We start from the raw sequence: 21,409 nt of genomic DNA on the forward strand, positions 1-21,409 counted from the left end.
ATGGAGTGAAACCCAATGTCAATACCACCTTACCAGCGGAAAGAATAAAGTTAAATTACTAATTGCAGCCTGACAGTAACGATATATATGAGGAGAAATTATAGCACAATTATCTGTTTAGTCTGCCGGGTTGCTATTTAGGGATTATGCTTTTGCTTACTTAAAATTTAATTGTTATTCACCATTAAACGATAGCCGTTTCCATGAATATTTACAATTTCAACCCGGGAATCCTGCTTTAAATACTTTCGAAGCTTTACAATATAAACATCCATGCTTCGCGCTGTAAAGAAATTGTCTTCATCCCAAATCATCCGAAGCGCTTCCTGCCTGGGAACTACATCATTAATATGCACGCATAAAAGCCGAAGCAACTCTGCTTCTTTAGGGGATAGTTTTTGTTCAATGTCGTTTTGCTTTAAACACCGTATTTTATAATTAAAAAAGTACGATCCGACTACGAATTCTGTTGGCAGGTCTTCAGGTTCCTGAACCTTATGCTTTCGCTTTAAGATTGCACGTATTTTATAGAGCAATACCTCAGAATCAAAGGGCTTTGTTATGTAATCATCAGCACCAATGCGGTAACCCTCCACTACATCCGCTTTTAATGTTTTGGCTGTAAGAAATATAAATGGAATTTCAGGAGTGCTTCTCCTGATTTCCCGGGCCAGAGTAAATCCATCCATCTCAGGCATCATAACATCGAGCAGGCAAAGATCAAAGTCTCTTTTTCTGGATGTATTCAGGCCTGACATGCCATTATTACAAAGGGTCACATCGAAATTATGGAGCTCCAGGTAATCGCGTAAAACAGTTCCAAAATTAGGATCGTCTTCAGCTAATAGTATTCTCGATTTTTTCTCCATATTGAAATGTTTGCTGATGACCCACTGGTAAATAAATCTCAAAACGGCTTCCCTCACCAGGATTGCTGTCTACTTTTATATTCCCGTTATGTTTATCTATAATGGATTTTACATAGGAAAGGCCAAGACCAAACCCTTTCACGTTATGAATATTTCCGCTGGGCTCTCGAAAAAACTTTTCAAAAATTTTTCGCTGCGTCTCCGCATTCATACCCATTCCTCTATCTTCCACAGTTATAAGGATGCCATTCTTTTCATTTCGGCTTGTAATGGTAATTTCAGGCAGTTGTACCGAAAACTTATTTGCATTATCAAGCAGGTTAAAAATGACATTTGTTAAGTGCATCTCATCGGCAACAATGTTATAATCCTGTGCATTTAAATCGAGGATTATTCGTCCCTGGCGGTTTTCAACCTGCAGCCGCAATGCGTCCACCACGCCTCTGATCAGTTCATGAACATCCACTAATTGTTCATTCATATCAAAACTCTCTTTATCGAGCAAAGCCATCTGTAAAATATTCTCGACCTGAGAGTTCATACGCTTATTTTCCCTGCTGATGATTGCAGTGTAATGACGGATACGATCGTGATTTGCCAGCACCTTAGGATTGTTAATAGCGTCCACCGCTACGGAGATAGTCGCTATTGGTGTTTTAAACTCATGAGACATATTATTGATGAAATCTGTTTTGATTTCACTTAGCTTCTTCTGTTTTAAGATAACATAAATGGCAAAGCCAAAGGTCCCGATGATCAACAAAGAGAATATAATTGAAAGCATCAGCATCCACCACAGGGAGCGGATAAAATAGGGTCTTGTATCATTAAAGTGTATCAGCAATTGATCGTTACGCATTATTATATCGTTCGGAAATAAGTTTGCTCTGTAAGAAGTGTTTATCATTTCTGCCTGAAAAGAATCAGAAGCGATGGGCAGTATAATTCTGTTGTTTCTTCCCTGTACTACAGCAAATTGAAATGGCAGGTATATTCCTTTATCTGCAAGTTCCTGCTTAATTATCGGATAAAGCGAATCAATATTTACACGCTGCTCAATAGGCGTATTACCACTTGACCAATCAATCACTAATTGGTGAATTACATTATACAGCTGATCCGACTTTAATTTAATACGATTGTTTATTGAATCATTTATCTGCCGATCGTTTTTTCTAACAGGCGTCGCACCTGCAATTTCAGAATTTTCAAAATATTCATGGTTTGAACTGCTATCATTACCTGCACGCAGTTCTCCAAAAGTGGAATTAAGTAATAATCGTTCTTCATCCCGGAACAGAGACTTTTCCCCTGATTGATTGAACGGATCAACAGCAGAATCATTTACGATAACTTCGTTATAGCTGTTGTTTTTAGTACGCTGATTTATAAATGAAAGCGCTTCCCTCGTTTCAAGACGTTCTGCTACACGTGCTAAAACTTCCTTCACATCACGATGAAAATCCTCGCGTTTGCTCTTCCAGGCACTATTTATCCAAAGCGCCTGCAAAATGATAATACTGACGAGTGAGAAAGAAAGCAGAAAAATGATGCCTGAAATAAATCTCCTTTTCACTTTGTAAATTTAGCACTTCGATGCCGTACACTGTATATTTAACTTGTTTTTAACTAACACAGGGAACGCTGTTATCTTCAAATCTGAACGGAATTAATTATCCGTTACATCTTAAAAGATATTTATTTAATGGGCTGGAAATTTATTTAAAACAAATAAGTTATGAAGGGTAAATTTATTTTTCTCACGTTCGCTATACTTATACAAACAACTCTTTCTTTTTCTCAGAGTTCATCACCATTTTTCATAAGCGAAAAGCGGGATATTCCAATCAGCATAATGAGCGGAATTGTTTTTGGTTTGGGAACCTATTCCGACCTGCGCCACAAGAAGCATTGGATGACAGAGGCGGAATTTGAATCGCTGAACCGCCTTAAGGTTTGCGGAGATACATGCGCCTTATTAAGTGAATCAGTGCTTGCTGACAGGGTCAGTGACGGACTTTTATTTGGAAGCATACTTATGGCTTTAGAAATCGGCCTGCTTGCATTGCCATCTATAACTCACGATGAAACGGCTAGGGGAACAAATGCGGTTATGATCTTACAAACTTTCGCAATTAACCAGGGAGTAACCGATCTTTTTAAAAATTATTTATTGCATCCAAGGCCTTTCAGTTATTACCGCAGCCAATATCCTACCTATTCCGACATGATGGCGCAAAGCAATTTTGGCGACGCCAACCGTTCTTTTTTTTCAGGTCATACTTCTACAACTGCAGCTTTTTCATTCCTTACTGCGGATATGCTGAGTTCACAATCATCCAGGCAATCGGACAAAATTCTTATTTGGTCCGCAGGAATATTGGTCCCTGCAGTTACCGGCTATTTGCGGGTAAAGGCCAAAAAACATTTTCCTGTTGACGTAGTAGCGGGCTATGTTACCGGTGCGGCCATCGGGTTCGGTGTTGCAGAATTTCATAAAAAATCAATCCTGCACTAACGATATGCCGCAACCAGTTGTTGGTCCTGTCGTAGTTACTATCAGTAAAACAGATGCAGAAATGAAGTTTAAATTCAGAAAGAAGTATACGAACGGGGTGGATCAAAAACATCCAATAAAAAAGGCTGCTCTTGATTATGAAGCCCGATAGTGTATGGTGAAAAATAACCGAAGCAGCAAAACTCTTGAAATGATTGACACGGAAACATTCAGAGAAATTGCTCTTTCCTTTCCAGGAACGGAAGAAAAGCCTCATTTTGAACGGGCTGCCTTTAAAGTGATAAAAAGAAGAATATTTGCAACGCTGCATGAAGCAAGTGAAACAGCGAATATCGTATTATCAATAGATGACCAGCAAGTCTTCTGCACTTTCGGCAAAGATGCTGTTTATCCTGTTCCGAATAAATTCGGACTGCATGGCTGGACAACTTTTAACTTGAAGAAGGTATCCAGGGAACTGGTATCAGATGCTTTATATACGGCTTATAAGGAAGTCTTTAAAACTAAGCGGAAAAATAAAGGTTAAAAATATCAACAGTTACAGATATACATATGGCGTGCAATTCAAATAATGTAGATGCTACTTTGATAGACAAATCAGTTCGTTAAATACTTCTGTAAAATAAAAAGCCGCCTGTTGATCAGGCGGCTAAGAAAAAAGTACACAATAGTTGTTAGTACAAGTAATTTAAAGCAGTCTTATCATTTGAATTGAATGGACGGTTTTGATTTGAACTAATACAGGCAAGCATGAATGAACCGGCATCGGGACCAGATGGCGTGCCGGGGATAAGAATTGCTCCAACGTTGCTGGCTCCTTCGTTTGAATAAGCACCGCCACAGCTATAGCTGCGATCCATATAATCAGTATGACGGAAGCCAATACAATGCCCGATCTCATGAACGAGAATAGTAGCAATATAATTAGTAAATGTGGATGAACCATCACCACTTCCAAGAGACTGGGAATTTATCAATACCTGGCTATAAGGTGCTCCGGAACTGGTAGGAAAGCCGGAAGAAGCAAGATAACTACCATGGCCCTTTGAAATACTAATAGCAGCACCTGAAGTTACTTTTGTCATGGTTATGGTAAGATTTTCTGCATTGTACCGTCTTATGGCCTCATCCAGTGCAGGGCCATATGAGGAAGGAAGCTTTGAATCAATGCTGACCGTAATATTCCTCGGTAAACCAGTTACAAGATTGGTGGTTCGGTACTGCTCATTGTTTGCAATTCTTAACAACTGCTGATCAGGAGTACTGTTCAAAAGCTCTTCGGTTAAAACGATATCACCCTCTACTAAATACCCTTGTTCAACTATTTGAACATCATCAGTACCAAATCCAAGGTTGTGAATTTTGTTAAGTGTTTCCTGTGATATCCTGGTCTGCTGAACCTGTGATATTTGCTGTGAATCTTTTTGACAACCAATGAGCGTTAAGGAAGCCAGGGCTGCAACGGTTAGCATTTTAGTAAAAATTTTCATTAATCAATTGTTTTAAAAGGTTAGAAATTTGTGATTAGGCTATTTATTCTTCAACTAAGTAAACCCAAATCATTAAATTAAAAAAATTTATTTTACTTTGAATGTTGTGAAATTCAGGCAACTACCAGGAATAATTAATAGCTATTGGCTGCAGAATTCAATAGTTTTAATAATCAACCATAATAAACCCTACAGGACTTGTTAAAAATAGAAAGTAAAGCCAGCATTTTCATAATGCTTTTTATTTGCTGTTTTTTTTATAATGGTTATACCCAGTCGATCCCTGAAGCAGAAAAGGAAAAGCTTTCACCCCTGATAAATGAAAAGTTAACATCAGCTGACCCGGAAAAAAAAACGGTATTTATTATAGTTGCAAAGGATTCAGCAATGTTTTTAAATTTCCTTGCAATTAAAAGTTTACCCGTTAAAATTATCCGGCATTATGGTCCGGGCAATATTTTTTTGGTTAACGCAAAATGGAGTGACATAAAAAACAAGCTTCTAAATTCTGATCTGGTATCTTTTATAGATGAAGTTAGAAAGCCTGAAGAAGAATTGGCAGTAAGTGGCTTTGACCTGGGAGTGAATAAAGTAAATGTTGTACACAATGAATTTCCCGAATATACGGGCGCCGGCGCTGTGGTTTCTGTAATGGAAAATAAAATGGACACCGCCGATATTGATTTCGAAGGACGGTTTCAATCCACATATTTATCCTCCCCAATTTATAGTTCGCACGCAAGCATTATGGCAACTATGATTGCCGGAGCCGGTAATACATTTTTTGAATCTAAAGGAGCTGCATTGGGATCTACAATAACATCTTCCAGCTTTGCAACATTATTGCCGGATGCGGATGCTGCGTACCAGGAATTTAATATCTCGGTGCAGAACCATTCATACGGTACTGGAATTGAAAATTTTTATGGCGCTGATGCAGCCGCTTATGATTTAAGTGCAATAAATAATTATGCTCTCATGCATATTTTCTCAGCGGGGAATTCAGGTACTTTAACTGACACAATTGGTAATTATCATGGAGTTACCAATTATGCAAATATTACCGGCAGCTTTAAAATGGCAAAGAACATTATTACTGTTGGGGCTACGGATTCTTTTGGCCTTGTTGTGCCATTAAGCTCAAAAGGCCCCGCGTATGATGGACGTGTAAAGCCTGAGCTTGTTGCTTTTGGTCAGGACGGTAGCTCCGGAGCCGCCGCTATAGTTTCAGGCACCGCATTATTATTGCAGCAAGCATATAAAGAAAATCACAGTGGGGCGCTTCCAGCTTCCGCATTGGTAAAAGCAGTTCTGATTAACAGTGCCAATGATGTGGAAACAAAAAATATAGATTATAAATCTGGTTATGGAAGCCTAAACAGTTATAAGGCTATGATAACATTACTGGCTGAAAATTATTTTAGTGGCAGCGCAGCCAACAAGGGATTGGTAAGTTATAGTCTTCATGTGCCCGAAAATACTGGACAACTTAAAATGACGTTGGTATGGAATGATCCGGCTGCTGCACCTAATGCTAGTAAAGCATTAATAAATGACCTGGATATGGAATTACAATTGCCTGAAGCTTCGCAAATCTGGGAGCCCTGGTTATTAAATACTTTTCCAAATCCCGATTCATTAGCATTATTGCCCTCCAGGGGAAGAGATAGCCTGAATAACGTAGAACAAATCACAATAGAAAATCCGAAAGCAGGAGATTATATAATTAATGTATCCGGGTTTAATGTTGCCACATCCCTTCAGCAATTTTTTGTTGCATTCCAAATGGATTCAGCATCTGAATTTAAATGGTATTATCCCGGCAGGCTCGATAACGTTTTTTCAGGTGACGCTAATATAATAAGATGGGAACCTGATTTTTTGGCGACCATGGGTGAGCTTTCATTTAGTAATGACGGCGTAATCTGGAAAGACATTAACGATTCTGTTGATCTTACCAGGGGATATCTTAAATGGTTGGTGCCCGATACTTTTTCTCGCGGTATACTCCGGATGAATATTAATGGCCAGTATTTCTACTCAGATACCTTTACAATATCGTTGCCACTCAGAACTTTTGTAGGATTTAATTGCACCGATTCTTTTATGTTTTACTGGAATAAAGTTCCGGGTATTTTAAATTACGAATGTTATCACCTTGGTAACAGATACATGGAACCTTTTGCTTTAACCAGGGATACAACCATAATATTGGATAAGGCAAACAACCCTTCTACCCATTATGCGGTAGCTCCTCTTTTAGAAAATAAAGTAGGCCTTAGAAGCTACGCTTTTGACTATAATACGCAAGGTGTGGCTTGTTACATTAAAACATTTTCTGCAGCCCTCATTGATGGCTCTTCCGTAGAAATTAATCTTTTGCTGGGAACCATATTGGAGATAGTTAAAATTACCTGGGAAAAATATACTCCTGCAGGATACCTGCCGCTCCAGGCAATAGTATCTCTCTCGGGCCTGGAATATTCTTACCTGGATGGAACACCAGGTCAGGGCGAGAATGTATACCGGGCAGCTATTGAATTAAGTAATGGACAAACGATTTATAGCCAACCTGAATCAGTTTACTATTTGAACAATAATGTCTACGTAATCTATCCCGACCCTGCACTTCGAAGCGGGACCATAAATATTATTTCCAGAGAGGTTAATGACGCTGTTGCAGAAATAATTAATTCAAGCGGGGAAATGATCATGCGGCTAAAACTCGATGATATCCTGGTTTCAATACCTACCGATAAACTCAACAATGGTTTATACATGATACACATTACGAATGGTAAAGCAAGCAATGAACTGCTGAAATTAGTGGTTTATTAAATATTAATTTCTATAAAATTCATTGCAGATGTTTCGTCCAAAACTTATGTTTTAATCAGGTCTGCTTATCCTATCTTGTAAATGAAGTCAATTAACTTTCAAAATAAGCAAGCTTAATTAGGTTGGCAGGATTAGCTTTACACCGATTCTATCGGACACTATTCAGCGCTAACAAGCTATGCTCTTATTTTAAAATTGGGAAGAGAGTTATCTATTGAAACACATGTAATCTCATCTTAAAGATCTTTTTCGCACGACAATTTATTCATTAATCTATATTAAAATTTTGTAATGTAAATGAGTGAATAATTATATTCTTTATCTTGTATAAATTTCTTAGCAATTATTAAGACTGTATAAAATGAAAAAAAAAAAATTTTTAATTCTGATAGCTGGTTTTGAAATTGCAGGTTATTCATGCAAAAAGCCTGATTTTTCTCAGTCCAATCCAACGGCTCCGCTCATCTCGTGCCCCGTTAAAGAATATAAAGACGGAAGATATTGGCAGACCATTATATGGTCTAATATTACTTGTGAGGAATGCAAGGCAAAAAGCGGAACCCATACAACGCATGACACACAATTTAATATTGACTATACTATCCGGGATTCATCATGGTGTGAATAAGGAGATAAGCCATGTGTGATTCAACTTTAACTAAAACAGCTATTTTGCTTGTCAATAGTTCTTACTTTTGTTTCTTAATCTAAATTTTTATTATGTTTTCCGAAATAAAATTCACAGAAAAAATAAATTCCATTATTGAAAGTAAAAGCCTTTTAGATCATCCGTTTTATCAAAAATGGAATGAAGGAACGCTTTCTAAAGAAATGCTTTGTGAATATGCTAAACAGTACTATCATTTTGTAAAACATTTTCCGCGTTTTGTAAGCGCAGTTCACTCCAATTGTGATGACATCGGCGCAAGGAAAATATTAATGGAAAACCTGGCCGATGAGGAAGGATTTAAAACAGGAACCGATAATCACCCTCAATTATGGATGAACTTTGCAGCCAGCTTAGGCCTCACGGCCGAAGAGGTGAAAGCAACTCAGCCCCTGAAAGAAACAGAACAACTGGTGCAGCAGATGTATGAGCTCACCTCATCATCTTTTTACATTACAGGGCTATCCGCTTTGTATGCCTATGAATTCCAGGTACCTGAAATTTCTAAAACCAAAATTAAGGGACTTAAGGACTTTTACGGAATAAATTCAGAGAAAGCTATTGAATTTTTTAGTGTTCATGAAGAAGCAGATGTGGTTCATTCAAGAGATGAAATTAATATTATCCTGAGGGAAACGAGAACAGAGGAAAGTCAAAATGCAGTATTGAATGGAGCTGAGAAATCAGCCACAGCTATGTGGGTTTTTCTTGATGGAATTTATAACAATTATTGCACTGCATCAGCCTGATGAATATAAACTAACATTTAGGAACAGATGTCCATCTAATTTATCTTGGGTTAACAGATTAGACCCATGCTCTTAAGCTTACATTGCTGGGCATATTTATTACCATGCATTTGTTGGGACGAAGCACTCCTGAATTCCGGCCTGCTGATGCCGTTCGCATTAAAAAGGAAGCAATGACAACACACCGAATATCTCAAGCTTCTTAGCAATAAATATTAGCTGAGTTTTGACAATAGATTTGTCGCATTCACCTCCCTATATTGACGCATTCGTACAGCTTAAAAACCTGATATTGATATCATCTTTGCATTATTCTATTAAAAAATAATAGGATGTCCAACTCTAAAACATTTATAACCTTAATTTCAAACAACAATTTTATGGCAACAATGCAAAAGATTACATTGAATCTATGGTTTGATAAACAAGCCGAAGAAGCAGTAAATTTTTACACTTCTGTTTTTAAGAATTCAAGCATTATCAGAACAACGCGGTATGGTAAAGAGGGATATGAGATTCATAAAATGCCTGAAGGAACAATCATGACCATTGAATTTGAGCTGGAAGGTCAAAAATTTATTGCACTGAATGGAGGCCCGGTATTCACATTTAATGAAGCAATATCTTTTATTGTGAATTGCGAGAACCAGGACGAAGTGGATTATTATTGGGATAAACTTTGTGAAGGCGGAGATAAAAAGGCGCAGCAGTGCGGCTGGCTGAAAGATAAATTCGGATTGTCATGGCAGGTCGCCCCTACCCTACTGCCCGAACTGCTTTCAGACAGCGATCATAAAAAATCGGAACGTGTTATGAAAGTAATGCTTCAAATGAAAAAACTGGACGTCCATGCACTCCGTCAGGCATATGAAGGAAACTGATAAATGAGAATCCTTCAAATTCGAATTCATTATTATGACTCCAATAGGTAAATAATCATCAGCATGTATGGATGTGTATGCTGTTGCGTATGGATAATCATCACCAAAGAAGCGCAACCATATTGATTTCCAGAAATAATATAGATAAAATTGAAACCATAAATAAACCGATTGCCGGAACAGGGGTAATTCACATAGCCCTTATAAAGGGTCTGGAAAGTCCCAATCTTGCTGTTTATCTAAAAGAACCTTCTACCATCACAAAGGCTTTTGGTATCAAAAAAGTTGGTAGCATCCTTTTAGTGAAAGTGGATAAAGTAAAAAATTTTATAGAAGCGTTTGAAAATTGAACCAGGAATTCGTAACAGCTCGTGGATTAGTCTTTCATTATGTAAAGATTGATAATCCATTTAAACACAAAAGCTGAAAAAGCTTTCAATCCTTTGTATCATTCTGATTGTTTTTCAGAAATCAAACTTGCTGCCCACACTTCATTATTTTCCTGTTACTACTATTTTATTTATTTCAGCCGAATGTCCGTTGCTGAGTTTGCAGAAATAGATTCGGGAGTTACTGTCGCAGCATTCCAGTTGACCTGGATAGTCTCCATTGGATACATTTCTTTTTAGCACGATATTATTTTCTTGAAACAGATAATTAAAATTTTATTATAAACTTGTATATTATATGTAGGATTAGTATATTTGCAATTACAATAATTAATTAGAATAAAAATAAAAAAAATATGTGGACTAAAACTCATTTTCTCGTTACTAAAGAGGCAACCAAGGAACAAATGTGGAAGCTATTTTCAGATGTCAATAACTGGCACCGGTGGGACTCCGGGATTGAATATGCAAAAATGGACGGCAAGTTTGAAAAAGGCAACCATTTCCTCCTGAAGCTTAAGGGTGGTCCTAAGGTAAATATTGAATTGGTAGAAACTATCGAGAACAGGAAGTTTGTTGACTTAACAAAATTTCCTCTTGCTAAAATGTACGGTGAGCATACCTTTGAAAATACTCCGGCTGGCTTGAAAATTACCACAACAATGAAGGTAAAAGGAATTCTAAGCTTCTTATGGGTTAAGCTTGTTGCCAGTGGCATTGCCAATGCATTGCCCGAAGAAATGCAACAGCAGGTAAAATTTGCAAGTCAACTTTAATTTGATGAAACACAATGTGGAAGCTTTCAGCTTTGAAAAAGCGGAAGACAGTACCGGTTTTTTACTTTGGCAGGTAACCAACCTTTGGCAACGGGAGATTAAAAAAGCGCTTGAGAAATTCGGATTAACTCATTCTCAGTTTGTTTTGCTTGCGAGCACATTCTGGCTTTCACAGCACCAGGCAGATGTAACCCAGATCAACCTTTCAGCCCACACTAAAATTGACCCGATGACTACCTCAAAAGTGTTGCGGACGCTACAGACCAAAGGACTGCTCCAACGAAAAGAGCACCATTCTGATACCAGGGCAAAAACTGTTGAGCTAACGGAGAATGGAAAGAAAATCACGCGTGAATCTGTTAAAACCGTTGAGAAATTTGACATGCTTTTTTTTTCACCCCTTGCTAATAAAATATCCGCGTTTAACAATAAATTGTCATTGTTATTGTCACAGTAGATAACAGATAACTGAAACAAATTTTTCCTTTAAGCGACGTATTAAAACAACCTTTTACTCTTTCTGTTGTTATACTTTAAAATTTCAACGTCCTACCTGCAATTGTTGAATCCTTTTTGTAAATCTATTTGTAAGTACTCACTTTAATTAATAACAACGATACCATGCGAGAAATCCAAAAAATAATTACAATCACCTTTACTTTTATCACTACACTATCCTTATTTTTTCAATCATGCAACAACATGAACAGCAGGAACAACACCGACAGTTCGTCTGTTGCTGTGGCTGATACATCTCCCAAAACATCCGGAGATTTAATGCCAATGAATCCCAAACCAGATTGGGGCAAAGGCATGACAGACCAAATGGCTGTAATAATTGAAAAATTAAAAAGCTTTAATGCTCCGCCTATCGTTACTTTATCTGCACAGGAAGCCCGGAAACAACCCTCACCTGCTGACGCTGCCATGGCGGTTATGAAAGAACATAATTTACCGGAGCCAGCTAATAATGTAGATACAATGGGTAAAGATATTCCGGTACCTGGCGGGCAGATTCATCTCCGTATTTATACCCCTAAAACAGGAAAGGATTCTTATCCTGTTGTTGTTTATTACCATGGCGGAGGCTGGGTAATTGCAGATCTGAATACCTACAATGCTTCTGCCCAGGGATTGGCAAACCAGGTAGAAGCGGTAGTAGTATCAGTAGCTTACAGACAAGCTCCTGAACATAAATTTCCGACAGCTCATAAAGACAGTTATGCCGCGTATGAATGGACATTAAAAAATGCAGCTTCTATAAAGGGGGATCCAAAAAGAATTGCCGTAGTAGGTGAAAGTGCAGGCGGTAATTTGGCGGCGGCTGTAAGTATGATGGCAAGGGATAAAAAAGTACAACTTCCTGTTTACGAAGTATTAGTATATCCTATTGCAAATTATGATTTTAATTCTCCTTCTTATCAGGAAAGTGACAGCACTAAACCCCTTAATACTGCAATGATGAAATGGTTTTGCGATAAATATTTAAATAGTCCTTCTGATGGTAAAAACCCAACCATTTCATTGGTAAATGCAAACCTTAAAGGTTTACCGTCCACCACGATTATAGCAGCACAATATGATCCATTACGAAGTGAAGGGGAAATGCTTGCCGATAACTTGAAAAAGGCAGGCGTTAATACTAATTATAAATTATACGCTGGAACAACCCATGAATTTTTCGGTATGGCAGCTGTAGTTCCAGAGGCTAAGGATGCGGAGGCTATGGCTGCCTCGGATTTGAAAAGCGCATTTAATAAATAGATAAGCTATACGGAACACAAAATATGTTCAAGTATACACTGAAAAAAAAAAGAAGGGAATGTTATACTTCTACTTCTTCTTTTTTCATATTTCCAAATTCAAACTCTCCATTCCTTCCTTTTGTCACCATAATTTCATTGTCGCTGCTCACATCACCAGCAAGAATTTTCTTAGATAACTCATTCACAATATCCTTTTGAATAACACGCTTAAGAGGACGCGCACCATATTGCGGATCGAAACCTTCGGCAGCAAGTTGCTGAACCACTTCTTCTGAAAACCCGATCCGGATATTATTTTTCATGAGCATGTTCTCTAAGTGCTTGAGCTGAACGCGCACGATCTCTCCGATTTCATCTTCCATCAATGGTGTAAAGAGAATGATGTCGTCAATACGGTTGAGAAATTCAGGCCGTACGGATCTTTTAAGTTGCTCCATAACCTCCAGCTTGGTAGTTTCCATAACCGCCATCTTAGTGTGTGCATTCACTCCTGCAAAATTTCTTTGAATGATCTCTGCACCGAAGTTTGACGTCATGATAATAATGGTATTTTTAAAATTCACTACACGTCCTTTATTATCCGTCAATCGTCCATCATCTAATACCTGCAATAAAATATTAAAAACATCCGGATGTGCTTTTTCAAATTCATCGAGCAGAATTACCGAGTACGGTTTCCTGCGAACGGCTTCTGTTAATTGCCCGCCTTCATCATAACCAACATAACCAGGAGGGGCACCAATCAGCCTTGAAACAGCATGCCGTTCCTGGTATTCACTCATGTCAATCCGCACCATTAAAGAATCATCATTGAACATTACTTCTGCCAATGCTTTAGCGAGTTCTGTTTTACCAACGCCGGTAGTCCCCAGGAAAATAAAAGAGCCTATCGGTTTTTTGGGATCGCTCAAGCCTGCACGGTTCCTGCGTATGGCATCACTCACCGCAGCAATTGCTTCCTCCTGACCGATAACACGTTTGTGTAATTCCTCTTCAAGGCGCAGCAGCTTTTCCCTCTCACTTTGCAGCATCCGGCTAACCGGAATGCCTGTCCACTTTGAAACTATTTCTGCAATATCTTCGGCATCGACCTCTTCTTTTAGCATGCGACTGCCTTTGTTCAGCTCATTCAGCTGCTCTTCAAATTGCTTCAGCTGCTGTTCGGCTTCGCGGATTTTTCCGTACCGCAATTCGGCAACCTTGCCATAGTCCCCTATCCTTTCAGCCTGCTCTGCCTGAAGCTTAAAATCTTCGATTGAAAGCTTTGTGTCCTGGACATTATCGGCGATGTCTTTTTCCTGTTGCCACTTCGCTTTTAATTCATTACGATCATCGGTCAGATTTGCGATTTCCTTATTGAGGTCATCGAGCTTCTTTTTGTCCTGTTCGCGTTTAATAGCTTCACGCTCAATCTCAAGCTGACGAATTTTCCTTTCTATCTCATCCAATTCTTCCGGTACGGAGTCTATCTGCAACCGCAGCTTTGCGGCTGCTTCATCAATAAGGTCAATAGCTTTATCAGGAAGAAAACGATCGCTGATGTACTTGGAAGATAGTTCGACAGCAGCTATGATCGCTTCATCTTTAATCCGAACCTTATGGTGCGTTTCATAACGCTCTTTTAATCCCCTGAGGATGGAAATTGCATCTTCTTCATTGGGTTCATCGATGATTACTTTTTGAAAACGGCGTTCAAGAGCTTTGTCTTTCTCGAAGAATTTCTGATATTCATTTAAGGTGGTAGCACCGATAGTCCGCAGTTCACCTCGTGCAAGTGCGGGCTTAAGGATATTGGCAGCATCCATAGCTCCTTCAGTTGCGCCGGCACCTACCAGGGTGTGAATTTCATCGATAAACAAAATGATCTGGCCATTACTTTCTGTTACTTCTTTGATTACAGCTTTTAACCGTTCCTCAAATTCTCCACGAAATTTTGCACCAGCCACCAAAGCACCTGTATCAAGCGCAAAAATGCTTTTCGTCTTCAGGTTTTCGGGAATGTCGCCGTTTACTATGCGGTGAGCGATGCCTTCCGCAATTGCTGTTTTACCAACGCCCGGTTCACCAACGAGGATGGGATTATTTTTTGTTCTGCGTGAAAGGATATGAAGCACACGCCGAATCTCTTCATCACGACCAATCACCGGATCTAACTTACCTCTTTGGGCAAGCTCATTAAGGTTACGTGCATATTTATTCAATGCGTTATAGGTTGATTCCGCATTCTGATCAGTTACCTTTCTTCCCTTTCGTAATTCAGCTATAGCAAGTTTTAATTCTTTCTCATTGACTCCGGCATCTTTTAAAATTTTGGACACCTGATCTGTTCCGCTCAGCAAAGCCAGCAGCAGATGCTCTACAGAAACAAACTCATCCTTAAATTCCTTTAAATACGATTGTGCCTTAAGCAGCACCTGGTTCGCATCATTAGATAAATACTGCTGCTGCGATCCGCTTACTTTAGGCAATTTTGAAAGCAATTCGCTGAGGCGGGTTTCCAGCGGGCCCGTGTTTACGCCGATTTTTTTTAATAGGAAGCCAACCACATTTTCATCAGCAAGCAGAAGTCCCTTTAATAAGTGAGACGTTTCGATCTGTGAACTTTGATTGGCGAAGGCTAGCTCCTGCGCTTTCTGAACAGCATCCTGACTTTTTATCGTGAAGTTGTTAAGGTTCATAAATTTAAATTGAGATTGTCAGCAAAAATCGGAATCAATACTGTTGTCAGATTAATTGCTTGCTTCAAAAATATTTCAGTGCACAATTGAGCATCAAGAATTTCACCAACTTAAATAGAAGGATTTTTCGTGACAATTTTACTCAGAATCAGAGAAAATGATGACGACGTTGCGGACTGATTAATTTATCTGGAAATTTTGGCGGTAAGTAACACAAAAACTATTTGAACTTAAAAGATAATCTTATCTTAATATTTCTATGACTGACCATGGTTCCTGATCCTGAAAATACAGGCTTTATACTCGCGGCTGACTTTATAAATAATACCTCACAATCACTCTTTCTTACCGGGAAAGCGGGGTCAGGAAAAACTACGTTCCTGCGTTTCATCAAAGAATATACTTCTAAAAATACAGTGGTAGTGGCTCCCACAGGAGTTGCCGCAATAAATGCAGGAGGTGTTACGATCCATTCTTTTTTTCAATTGCCACCAGGAAACTTTTTAATTGAATCTTCAGAACAGCAGCTTCCTGCAAATTTTTTTAACAGGAACACGCTTTTCAAAACTCTGCGGATCAGTAGAGAAAAACGCGAGTTGATAGAAGAGCTTGAATTACTTATTATCGACGAGATAAGCATGGTGCGCTGCGACTTGTTGGATGCAGTTGATACCGTGCTCAAGTCGGTTCGGAAGAAGCACGATCAGCCTTTCGGTGGCGTACAGCTTTTGTTTATAGGAGATCTTTTTCAATTACCACCGGTCATAAATGAGCGGGAATGGAGAATCTTAAGTAATACATATGAAGGGCCTTATTTTTTTCACTCACAAGTAATAAAACATAAGTTTCCCCTGTATATAGAATTAAAAAAAATCTACCGTCAAAAAGAAGAGGTATTTATCGGCTTATTAAACCGTGTTCGGAACAACAATATTTCAGAAGAAGATATTCAGCTATTAAACAGTCGGTACCGGAGCATTTTGAATCAGCATGAGCAGGAAAACTATATACTTCTCACCACTCATAATTATAAGGCTGACCAGGTAAACAATACACGATTGCATGCGCTGCAGGGAAAGATTTATGAATTTCCGGCAGAAGTGCAGGGCGAATTTGGTGATCACAATGCTCCTGCTGACAGGATACTTAGGCTCAAGCAAGGCGCTCAGGTAATGTTTATTAAAAATGATTCCGGTGAAGAAAGAAAGTACTACAATGGAAAGCTTGGAGTGATAAAATCCATTGCAGATGGAAAGATAACCGTGAGCTTTCCGGAAGAAGGTCGGGATCTTATCCTTCAACAGGAAACATGGAGAAATATCCGCTATAATTATGATAAAGAAAAAGACAGAATCGATGAAGAAGCACTTGGCACGTATAAGCAATATCCGATACGTCTCGCCTGGGCCGTTACCATTCATAAAAGCCAGGGACTCACTTTTGATAAAGTAATTATTGATGCTGGTGAATCCTTCGCACCAGGGCAGGTATATGTGGCATTGAGCCGTTGCACTACTCTGGAAGGAATTATTCTTTACTCAAAAATCAGGGACAGCAATATTTTAAATGATTTACGCATCCATGCATTCGCAAATGCTGAAAGCAGCCTTGAAGAATTGCAGCAACAGCTGAAATCTGAAAAAAATCAATACTGGTCAATGAGGCTCATTGATACCTTTGATTTTAAAAAAATACTTGAGGCTATTGCAGACTTTCGGTCATCTCTCGCTGGAAAAAAACTTCCTGACGAACAGGCAGCCATTTCACTTTGCAGTACATTAACTGCAAATGCTGGCCTTCAACAGGAAATTGCAATGAAGTTTAAGAACCAGCTTCATAAAATCCTTATTGAGGCAATGAAGAATAGTAACAATGAACCATTGAAAGACAGAACGGCAAAGGCCATCATCTATTTTTGCGATGCATGTTTAAAAGAACTATTGCAACCTATCGAACAATATTTGTTGTCATTAAAAGGAAAGCCAAAGGTCAGGAAACATACAAAGGATGTTAAAAATTTGTCCGACAGCATTCTTAAGGTAATGAGGCGAATGCAGCAAGCAAAATTTGGTGAAGTAGCTTTTGTAAGCTCATCTAATCAATTGCAGTCACAGTCTGAAAGAATATCAATTGCTGCAAAGCAGATTGGGATGAAAGCTGAAAAAGGAAGCAGTATCCGTGAGAGCCTTAAAATGTTTTTAGATGAAAAAAGTATCGAAGAAATTGCCCGAACACGAAACCTCACCATTGGTACTATAGAAAGTCATTTGGTTTCATGCATTAAAACGGGTGAATTGAATTTATTCCGGTTTTTAAAGGCAAATCGTATCGATGCCATTATGGATTTAGTGCAAAATGGAAAAGAACTCTCTCTATATAGTATTAAGCTGAAACTGCCTTCGGATTATTCCTTTAATGAAATACGCGCGGTGCTAAACCATATAGAATGGATGGAAAAAAACAAGTTGTAAAATTGCGTCTGGTATTTTAGAAAATATGCAAGACCAAGCCTCTAAATTGAACTGATTGAATAAAATTACTTCCACTATTTTAATCAAATCTGAAGCCAGCCGGCTCGGCTTTAATTATTGCGGCATATCCAAAGCGGAGCATTTAGAGGAGGAGGCAAGACGGCTCGAAATGTGGCTTAACAAGGGTATGCATGGGAAAATGAAATACATGGAAAATCACTTTGATTTGCGTGTCGATCCAACCAGGCTTGTTCCCGGTGCAAAATCAGTGATTTCGCTTCTTTATAATTACTATAACAATGAAACCTTACTTGATAAAGAAGAACCAAAAATTTCGAAATATGCTTTTGGTAAAGATTACCACTTTGTAATCAAAGAAAAACTTTACCAGCTATTTGAATCGATCAAAGAAAAAATTGGAGCAATCAACGGCAGGGTCTTCGTGGATTCAGGACCTGTACTGGAAAGGGCATGGGCGGAAAAAAGCGGGCTGGGCTGGATCGGCCGCAATGGAAATCTTATTAATAAAGAAAGCGGCTCCTTTTATTTTCCAGCGGAAATCATCCTGGACCTTGAGCTGGAATACGATTCCCCGGTTAAAGATTATTGCGGCAGCTGCACAAGGTGCGTGGATGCCTGCCCTACTGATGCGATATTTGGAGATAAGGGAGTGGATGGAAGTAAGTGTATCTCCTATTTCACCATTGAATTGCGTGATCAGATTCCTGATGAAATGCATGAAAAATTTAAAGGCTGGATGTTCGGCTGCGACATCTGCCAGGATGTTTGCCCCTGGAACCGTTTTGCAAAACAGCATGAAGAAAAGCAATTTTTGCCTTCAGCAGAATTACTTGGAATGAAAAAAAATAATTGGGAAGAATTGACTGAAGAAGTTTTCCAATCTGTATTTAAAGACTCTCCACTCAGGCGCGCAAAATTCGAGGGAATAAAACGAAATGTGAGATTTTTAAATCTTGAAAAAGTGAAGTAGTCAATACTTAACTATTAGGCTTAGCCTTAAAGAGCTAGTCAATTAATAATACGCATCAAACTTCTTTCCTCCACTGTTTCGCCCTCCGAAGGTTGGGGGCGGTGGTTATGATTTCCGCCGTTCCTCTTCGAGAGACACGGCGGGGGTTAAGAGACGAACCCGGCATAAGTGCATCAGAGCATCTGCTGCCCGCCTCTTTTAATCTGCAAGATCACTTCACTATTACTGCTATTTTTATTTTTTGATTAATCATTTTTTTTTATTTTTAACTATTATATCATTAATTCATGAAACAGTTTACTCTTCTCAACTACCTGTTAATTGCAGCGCTAATTCTTAAAATTTAAAATTCTTATGCCCAGGTGAATATTAATCTTTATAAAGATGAGGCACGGGCACCTCCTTTAACTGGAATCCTGTTCCATCAGGATGGACCGTAAGCTTTAACTCTTCAGGGAACCAAATGACGGTTACGAATATAACCCAGGCAATAACAAAAACAGTTTATGTTTCAGCGTCCTATTCCGGCATGAATGCCAGCACCAGCCTTATTGTAGAATTTAACGATTGTAGTGGCGGCGGCGGTTGCAGCCCGTGTAAAACTGAAGCGAAGGATCGCAACCTCTTACGGGCATAAGGGTTTATCCTAATCCTGCTTCCGGCTCATTGCATTACATTCTGCCGCACGATAGTAATAAATGGCAGCTTGAGCTATACAATTTAGTAGGCCAAAAATTCTTATCCGAAAAGGCTATAGAAAATGAGGGAACACTTAATGTAAATAACGTGCCTGCCGGAATTTATCAGCTCCGATATTTTGAAGGCAGCTATTCGAGGTCAACTTTAATTTCTATCATTCATTAAGCACTCATATGGCATTTATGAAATCCTGTAAATCCATTGTTTTTGCTTTTGCCTGTATTGTTCCAATTTGTCTTTCTGCGCAACAGACTCACTCATTAGGCATTCACATTGGTAAATCAAAATACTCGGATTGGAAAGGAATGCACCAGTTTGAATTTGGAATCGATTATGAATATATAACCAGGCAAAATATTATTATTCATCCTTTATTTAATTACTATAGCGGTGGAATACTCAACATTATGCCTTTTGCTCCCAACTCTGACTTGATTATTGGAGATGAAGCCTCTGAAGTAGGTTTGGGTGCGGGCTATCAGTTAAGGCCAATGATGCATTCTTGTATTTTAGTGAAGCCTCACATTGATTTCTTATATCACACCCTGAACGAAGATTTTGTGCTGGTAGCAGGTTTTCACTCCGGTGGTTGGTATGAGATTATATTCGGTGGAAAACAATACAAAAGCTTTGGAACTGCTTTGGCTTTGGATGTCGAGTATCCATTAAGCAAAAGATTTTCACTCAGCCTTTATGGTAGTCAAAAAATTTTCTTTACCGGACCGAACTCTTTTTCTATTGGGGCAAAAGTTAATGTGTTATTCTATATGCAATGAGGAACGTCACTATATTATTTTCCGGCTTACTTCTGATAAGCAGCCTTTATAGTAAAGCGCAGCTTTCAAATACCATTTTTACCCATATTGCCCTCGTGGATTTTTCTGACTGGTCGGGTAATTATAGTGTAGAAACCGGTCTGGATTATCGTTATTCATTTAAGCCGAAAATTACTGCAGAAGGTAATTTCAATTACTACCATACTGATATTTCGGACGTTGTTTTAAACGGCATTCCTAATAATGGTGCAGTTTATAACAGAACCATTTCAGAGATAAGCATAGATGGCGGCTATGCTTTCACATTAAAAAATAAATGCCTGCAAATTATTCCTTCTGCAGGATTAACGTATCGTTTCCGTCATGATGATTATGTACAGAATAACCGCGTAGATTCTTTTATAAACCTGCCCTATCCTCCATTTATCCCGGGCACAATTAAATCTAAAGACTTAGGCTGGATGGCGGGCTTAAACATAGATTACCACATCACTCAGTGGCTTCTTTTAGGTATTTATGGAAACCGAAAGCGCTATGATGCAGGCCCTAATTCTTTTTCAATGGGCTTACGGGGGGCATTTCTTTTTAACTTCATTTATTTTCTCCCGCAGCTTCACTTTACGCCAAACTCTGGCGCAGCAAGGAAGCTGCGAATGGATTCAGCAGGTCCTTAAATTAAATAAGAATTCCTCCTGTCGGAGTGCGCTATTTCTGGTTTCGCAACTTCCTCCGCTCACCCTGATCAACTCAGCACAGTGAAGCTGCCAGGAGATCAATCGGAATGAAAAAAAATGACTGGGAAGATTTGACTGAAGAGATTTTTCAATCTGTATTTAAGGACTCGCCATTGA

Annotated in this window: 21 protein-coding genes; 17 read left to right on the forward strand and 4 right to left on the reverse strand. The window is 38.8% G+C overall.

The window, feature by feature from the left end:
* Positions 1-167: 167 nt before the first annotated feature.
* Positions 168-869 (reverse strand): response regulator transcription factor, encoded by a 702-nt coding sequence (locus H0W62_11630; protein MBA3649180.1) that lies wholly within the window; start codon positions 867-869, stop codon positions 168-170.
* Complete coding sequence (locus H0W62_11635; protein MBA3649181.1) at positions 838-2,445, reverse strand: HAMP domain-containing histidine kinase; 1,608 nt, start codon at positions 2,443-2,445, stop codon at positions 838-840. Before H0W62_11635 ends, H0W62_11630 begins: the two co-directional genes overlap by 32 nt.
* A gap of 162 nt (positions 2,446-2,607) precedes the next feature.
* Here H0W62_11635 and H0W62_11640 point away from each other — a divergent pair, with 162 nt between their 5' ends.
* Genes H0W62_11640 through H0W62_11650 form a run of 3 tightly spaced genes read left to right on the forward strand, consistent with a single transcriptional unit; the run spans position 2,608 to position 3,913 of the window.
* Complete coding sequence (locus H0W62_11640) at positions 2,608-3,387, forward strand: phosphatase PAP2 family protein (GenBank protein MBA3649182.1); 780 nt, start codon at positions 2,608-2,610, stop codon at positions 3,385-3,387.
* A gap of 4 nt (positions 3,388-3,391) precedes the next feature.
* Positions 3,392-3,538 carry a hypothetical protein gene (locus H0W62_11645; protein MBA3649183.1) on the forward strand — a complete coding sequence of 49 codons (147 nt, stop codon included), beginning with the start codon at positions 3,392-3,394 and terminating at the stop codon, positions 3,536-3,538.
* Between the two features lie 39 nt (positions 3,539-3,577).
* Entirely contained in the window at positions 3,578-3,913 is a 336-nt protein-coding gene (locus H0W62_11650; GenBank protein ID MBA3649184.1) for an MmcQ/YjbR family DNA-binding protein, read from the forward strand.
* Positions 3,914-4,061: 148 nt separating this feature from the next.
* On the opposite strand, the gene H0W62_11655 is transcribed toward H0W62_11650, so the two are convergent.
* Entirely contained in the window at positions 4,062-4,877 is an 816-nt protein-coding gene (locus H0W62_11655) for a protease (GenBank protein ID MBA3649185.1), read from the reverse strand.
* A 234-nt stretch (positions 4,878-5,111) separates the two neighbouring features.
* Here H0W62_11655 and H0W62_11660 point away from each other — a divergent pair, with 234 nt between their 5' ends.
* From H0W62_11660 to H0W62_11695, 8 genes are all read left to right on the forward strand, one after another.
* The gene (locus H0W62_11660; GenBank protein MBA3649186.1) at positions 5,112-7,715 is read left to right on the forward strand and encodes a S8 family peptidase; all 2,604 of its coding nucleotides are present in this window, start codon (positions 5,112-5,114) and stop codon (positions 7,713-7,715) included.
* Positions 7,716-8,076: 361 nt separating this feature from the next.
* Complete coding sequence (locus tag H0W62_11665) at positions 8,077-8,343, forward strand: hypothetical protein (protein ID MBA3649187.1); 267 nt, start codon at positions 8,077-8,079, stop codon at positions 8,341-8,343.
* A 92-nt stretch (positions 8,344-8,435) separates the two neighbouring features.
* Positions 8,436-9,131 carry a CADD family putative folate metabolism protein gene (locus tag H0W62_11670; protein MBA3649188.1) on the forward strand — a complete coding sequence of 232 codons (696 nt, stop codon included), beginning with the start codon at positions 8,436-8,438 and terminating at the stop codon, positions 9,129-9,131.
* A gap of 380 nt (positions 9,132-9,511) precedes the next feature.
* On the forward strand, positions 9,512-10,012 hold the full coding sequence (locus tag H0W62_11675; protein ID MBA3649189.1) for a VOC family protein: 501 nt from the start codon (positions 9,512-9,514) through the stop codon (positions 10,010-10,012).
* 89 nt (positions 10,013-10,101) lie between these two features.
* Positions 10,102-10,362 carry a hypothetical protein gene (locus tag H0W62_11680; protein ID MBA3649190.1) on the forward strand — a complete coding sequence of 87 codons (261 nt, stop codon included), beginning with the start codon at positions 10,102-10,104 and terminating at the stop codon, positions 10,360-10,362.
* Positions 10,363-10,757: 395 nt separating this feature from the next.
* Positions 10,758-11,177, forward strand: a complete 420-nt coding sequence (locus H0W62_11685) for an SRPBCC family protein (GenBank protein ID MBA3649191.1) — start codon at positions 10,758-10,760, stop codon at positions 11,175-11,177.
* A gap of 4 nt (positions 11,178-11,181) precedes the next feature.
* A complete protein-coding gene (locus tag H0W62_11690; GenBank protein MBA3649192.1) occupies positions 11,182-11,634 on the forward strand; it encodes a MarR family transcriptional regulator in 453 nt (150 codons plus the stop codon).
* A 326-nt stretch (positions 11,635-11,960) separates the two neighbouring features.
* A complete protein-coding gene (locus H0W62_11695; GenBank protein MBA3649193.1) occupies positions 11,961-12,941 on the forward strand; it encodes an alpha/beta hydrolase in 981 nt (326 codons plus the stop codon).
* A gap of 61 nt (positions 12,942-13,002) precedes the next feature.
* Here H0W62_11695 and clpB read toward each other — a convergent pair whose 3' ends face one another.
* A complete protein-coding gene (gene clpB / locus H0W62_11700) occupies positions 13,003-15,621 on the reverse strand; it encodes an ATP-dependent chaperone ClpB (protein MBA3649194.1) in 2,619 nt (872 codons plus the stop codon).
* A 269-nt stretch (positions 15,622-15,890) separates the two neighbouring features.
* On the opposite strand from clpB, the gene H0W62_11705 reads away from it, so the two are divergent.
* The 6 genes from H0W62_11705 (at position 15,891) to H0W62_11730 (ending at position 21,232) form a co-directional block, all read left to right on the forward strand.
* Complete coding sequence (locus tag H0W62_11705) at positions 15,891-18,092, forward strand: helix-turn-helix domain-containing protein (protein MBA3649195.1); 2,202 nt, start codon at positions 15,891-15,893, stop codon at positions 18,090-18,092.
* A 55-nt stretch (positions 18,093-18,147) separates the two neighbouring features.
* Entirely contained in the window at positions 18,148-19,083 is a 936-nt protein-coding gene (gene queG / locus H0W62_11710) for a tRNA epoxyqueuosine(34) reductase QueG (GenBank protein MBA3649196.1), read from the forward strand.
* 463 nt (positions 19,084-19,546) lie between these two features.
* Entirely contained in the window at positions 19,547-19,720 is a 174-nt protein-coding gene (locus H0W62_11715) for a hypothetical protein (GenBank protein ID MBA3649197.1), read from the forward strand.
* A 29-nt stretch (positions 19,721-19,749) separates the two neighbouring features.
* On the forward strand, positions 19,750-19,947 hold the full coding sequence (locus tag H0W62_11720; GenBank protein ID MBA3649198.1) for a T9SS type A sorting domain-containing protein: 198 nt from the start codon (positions 19,750-19,752) through the stop codon (positions 19,945-19,947).
* 17 nt (positions 19,948-19,964) lie between these two features.
* The gene (locus H0W62_11725; GenBank protein ID MBA3649199.1) at positions 19,965-20,558 is read left to right on the forward strand and encodes a hypothetical protein; all 594 of its coding nucleotides are present in this window, start codon (positions 19,965-19,967) and stop codon (positions 20,556-20,558) included.
* The gene (locus H0W62_11730) at positions 20,555-21,232 is read left to right on the forward strand and encodes a hypothetical protein (GenBank protein MBA3649200.1); all 678 of its coding nucleotides are present in this window, start codon (positions 20,555-20,557) and stop codon (positions 21,230-21,232) included. The genes H0W62_11725 and H0W62_11730 overlap by 4 nt, the downstream gene beginning before the upstream one ends.
* The last annotated feature ends 177 nt before the right edge of the window (positions 21,233-21,409 follow it).

The organism is Chitinophagales bacterium (assembly GCA_013816805.1).
Lineage (GTDB): Bacteria > Bacteroidota > Bacteroidia > Chitinophagales > UBA10324 > MGR-bin340.

What these genes read in the sequence shown, in the direction of transcription:
- H0W62_11665 (MBA3649187.1), top strand. Translation starts at nt 8,077, where the DNA reads ATGAAAAAAAAAAAATTTTTAATTCTGATAGCTGGTTTTGAAATTGCA.
- H0W62_11675 (MBA3649189.1), top strand. Translation starts at nt 9,512, where the DNA reads ATGGCAACAATGCAAAAGATTACATTGAATCTATGGTTTGATAAACAA.
- H0W62_11705 (MBA3649195.1), top strand. Translation starts at nt 15,891, where the DNA reads ATGGTTCCTGATCCTGAAAATACAGGCTTTATACTCGCGGCTGACTTT.
- H0W62_11695 (MBA3649193.1), top strand. Translation starts at nt 11,961, where the DNA reads ATGAATCCCAAACCAGATTGGGGCAAAGGCATGACAGACCAAATGGCT.
- H0W62_11730 (MBA3649200.1), top strand. Translation starts at nt 20,555, where the DNA reads ATGAGGAACGTCACTATATTATTTTCCGGCTTACTTCTGATAAGCAGC.
- H0W62_11655 (MBA3649185.1), bottom strand. Translation starts at nt 4,877, where the DNA reads ATGAAAATTTTTACTAAAATGCTAACCGTTGCAGCCCTGGCTTCCTTA.
- H0W62_11630 (MBA3649180.1), bottom strand. Translation starts at nt 869, where the DNA reads ATGGAGAAAAAATCGAGAATACTATTAGCTGAAGACGATCCTAATTTT.
- H0W62_11660 (MBA3649186.1), top strand. Translation starts at nt 5,112, where the DNA reads ATGCTTTTTATTTGCTGTTTTTTTTATAATGGTTATACCCAGTCGATC.
- H0W62_11680 (MBA3649190.1), top strand. Translation starts at nt 10,102, where the DNA reads ATGGATAATCATCACCAAAGAAGCGCAACCATATTGATTTCCAGAAAT.
- H0W62_11670 (MBA3649188.1), top strand. Translation starts at nt 8,436, where the DNA reads ATGTTTTCCGAAATAAAATTCACAGAAAAAATAAATTCCATTATTGAA.
- H0W62_11645 (MBA3649183.1), top strand. Translation starts at nt 3,392, where the DNA reads ATGCCGCAACCAGTTGTTGGTCCTGTCGTAGTTACTATCAGTAAAACA.
- H0W62_11650 (MBA3649184.1), top strand. Translation starts at nt 3,578, where the DNA reads ATGATTGACACGGAAACATTCAGAGAAATTGCTCTTTCCTTTCCAGGA.
- clpB (MBA3649194.1), bottom strand. Translation starts at nt 15,621, where the DNA reads ATGAACCTTAACAACTTCACGATAAAAAGTCAGGATGCTGTTCAGAAA.
- H0W62_11725 (MBA3649199.1), top strand. Translation starts at nt 19,965, where the DNA reads ATGAAATCCTGTAAATCCATTGTTTTTGCTTTTGCCTGTATTGTTCCA.
- H0W62_11690 (MBA3649192.1), top strand. Translation starts at nt 11,182, where the DNA reads ATGAAACACAATGTGGAAGCTTTCAGCTTTGAAAAAGCGGAAGACAGT.
- H0W62_11640 (MBA3649182.1), top strand. Translation starts at nt 2,608, where the DNA reads ATGAAGGGTAAATTTATTTTTCTCACGTTCGCTATACTTATACAAACA.
- H0W62_11715 (MBA3649197.1), top strand. Translation starts at nt 19,547, where the DNA reads ATGACGGTTACGAATATAACCCAGGCAATAACAAAAACAGTTTATGTT.
- H0W62_11685 (MBA3649191.1), top strand. Translation starts at nt 10,758, where the DNA reads ATGTGGACTAAAACTCATTTTCTCGTTACTAAAGAGGCAACCAAGGAA.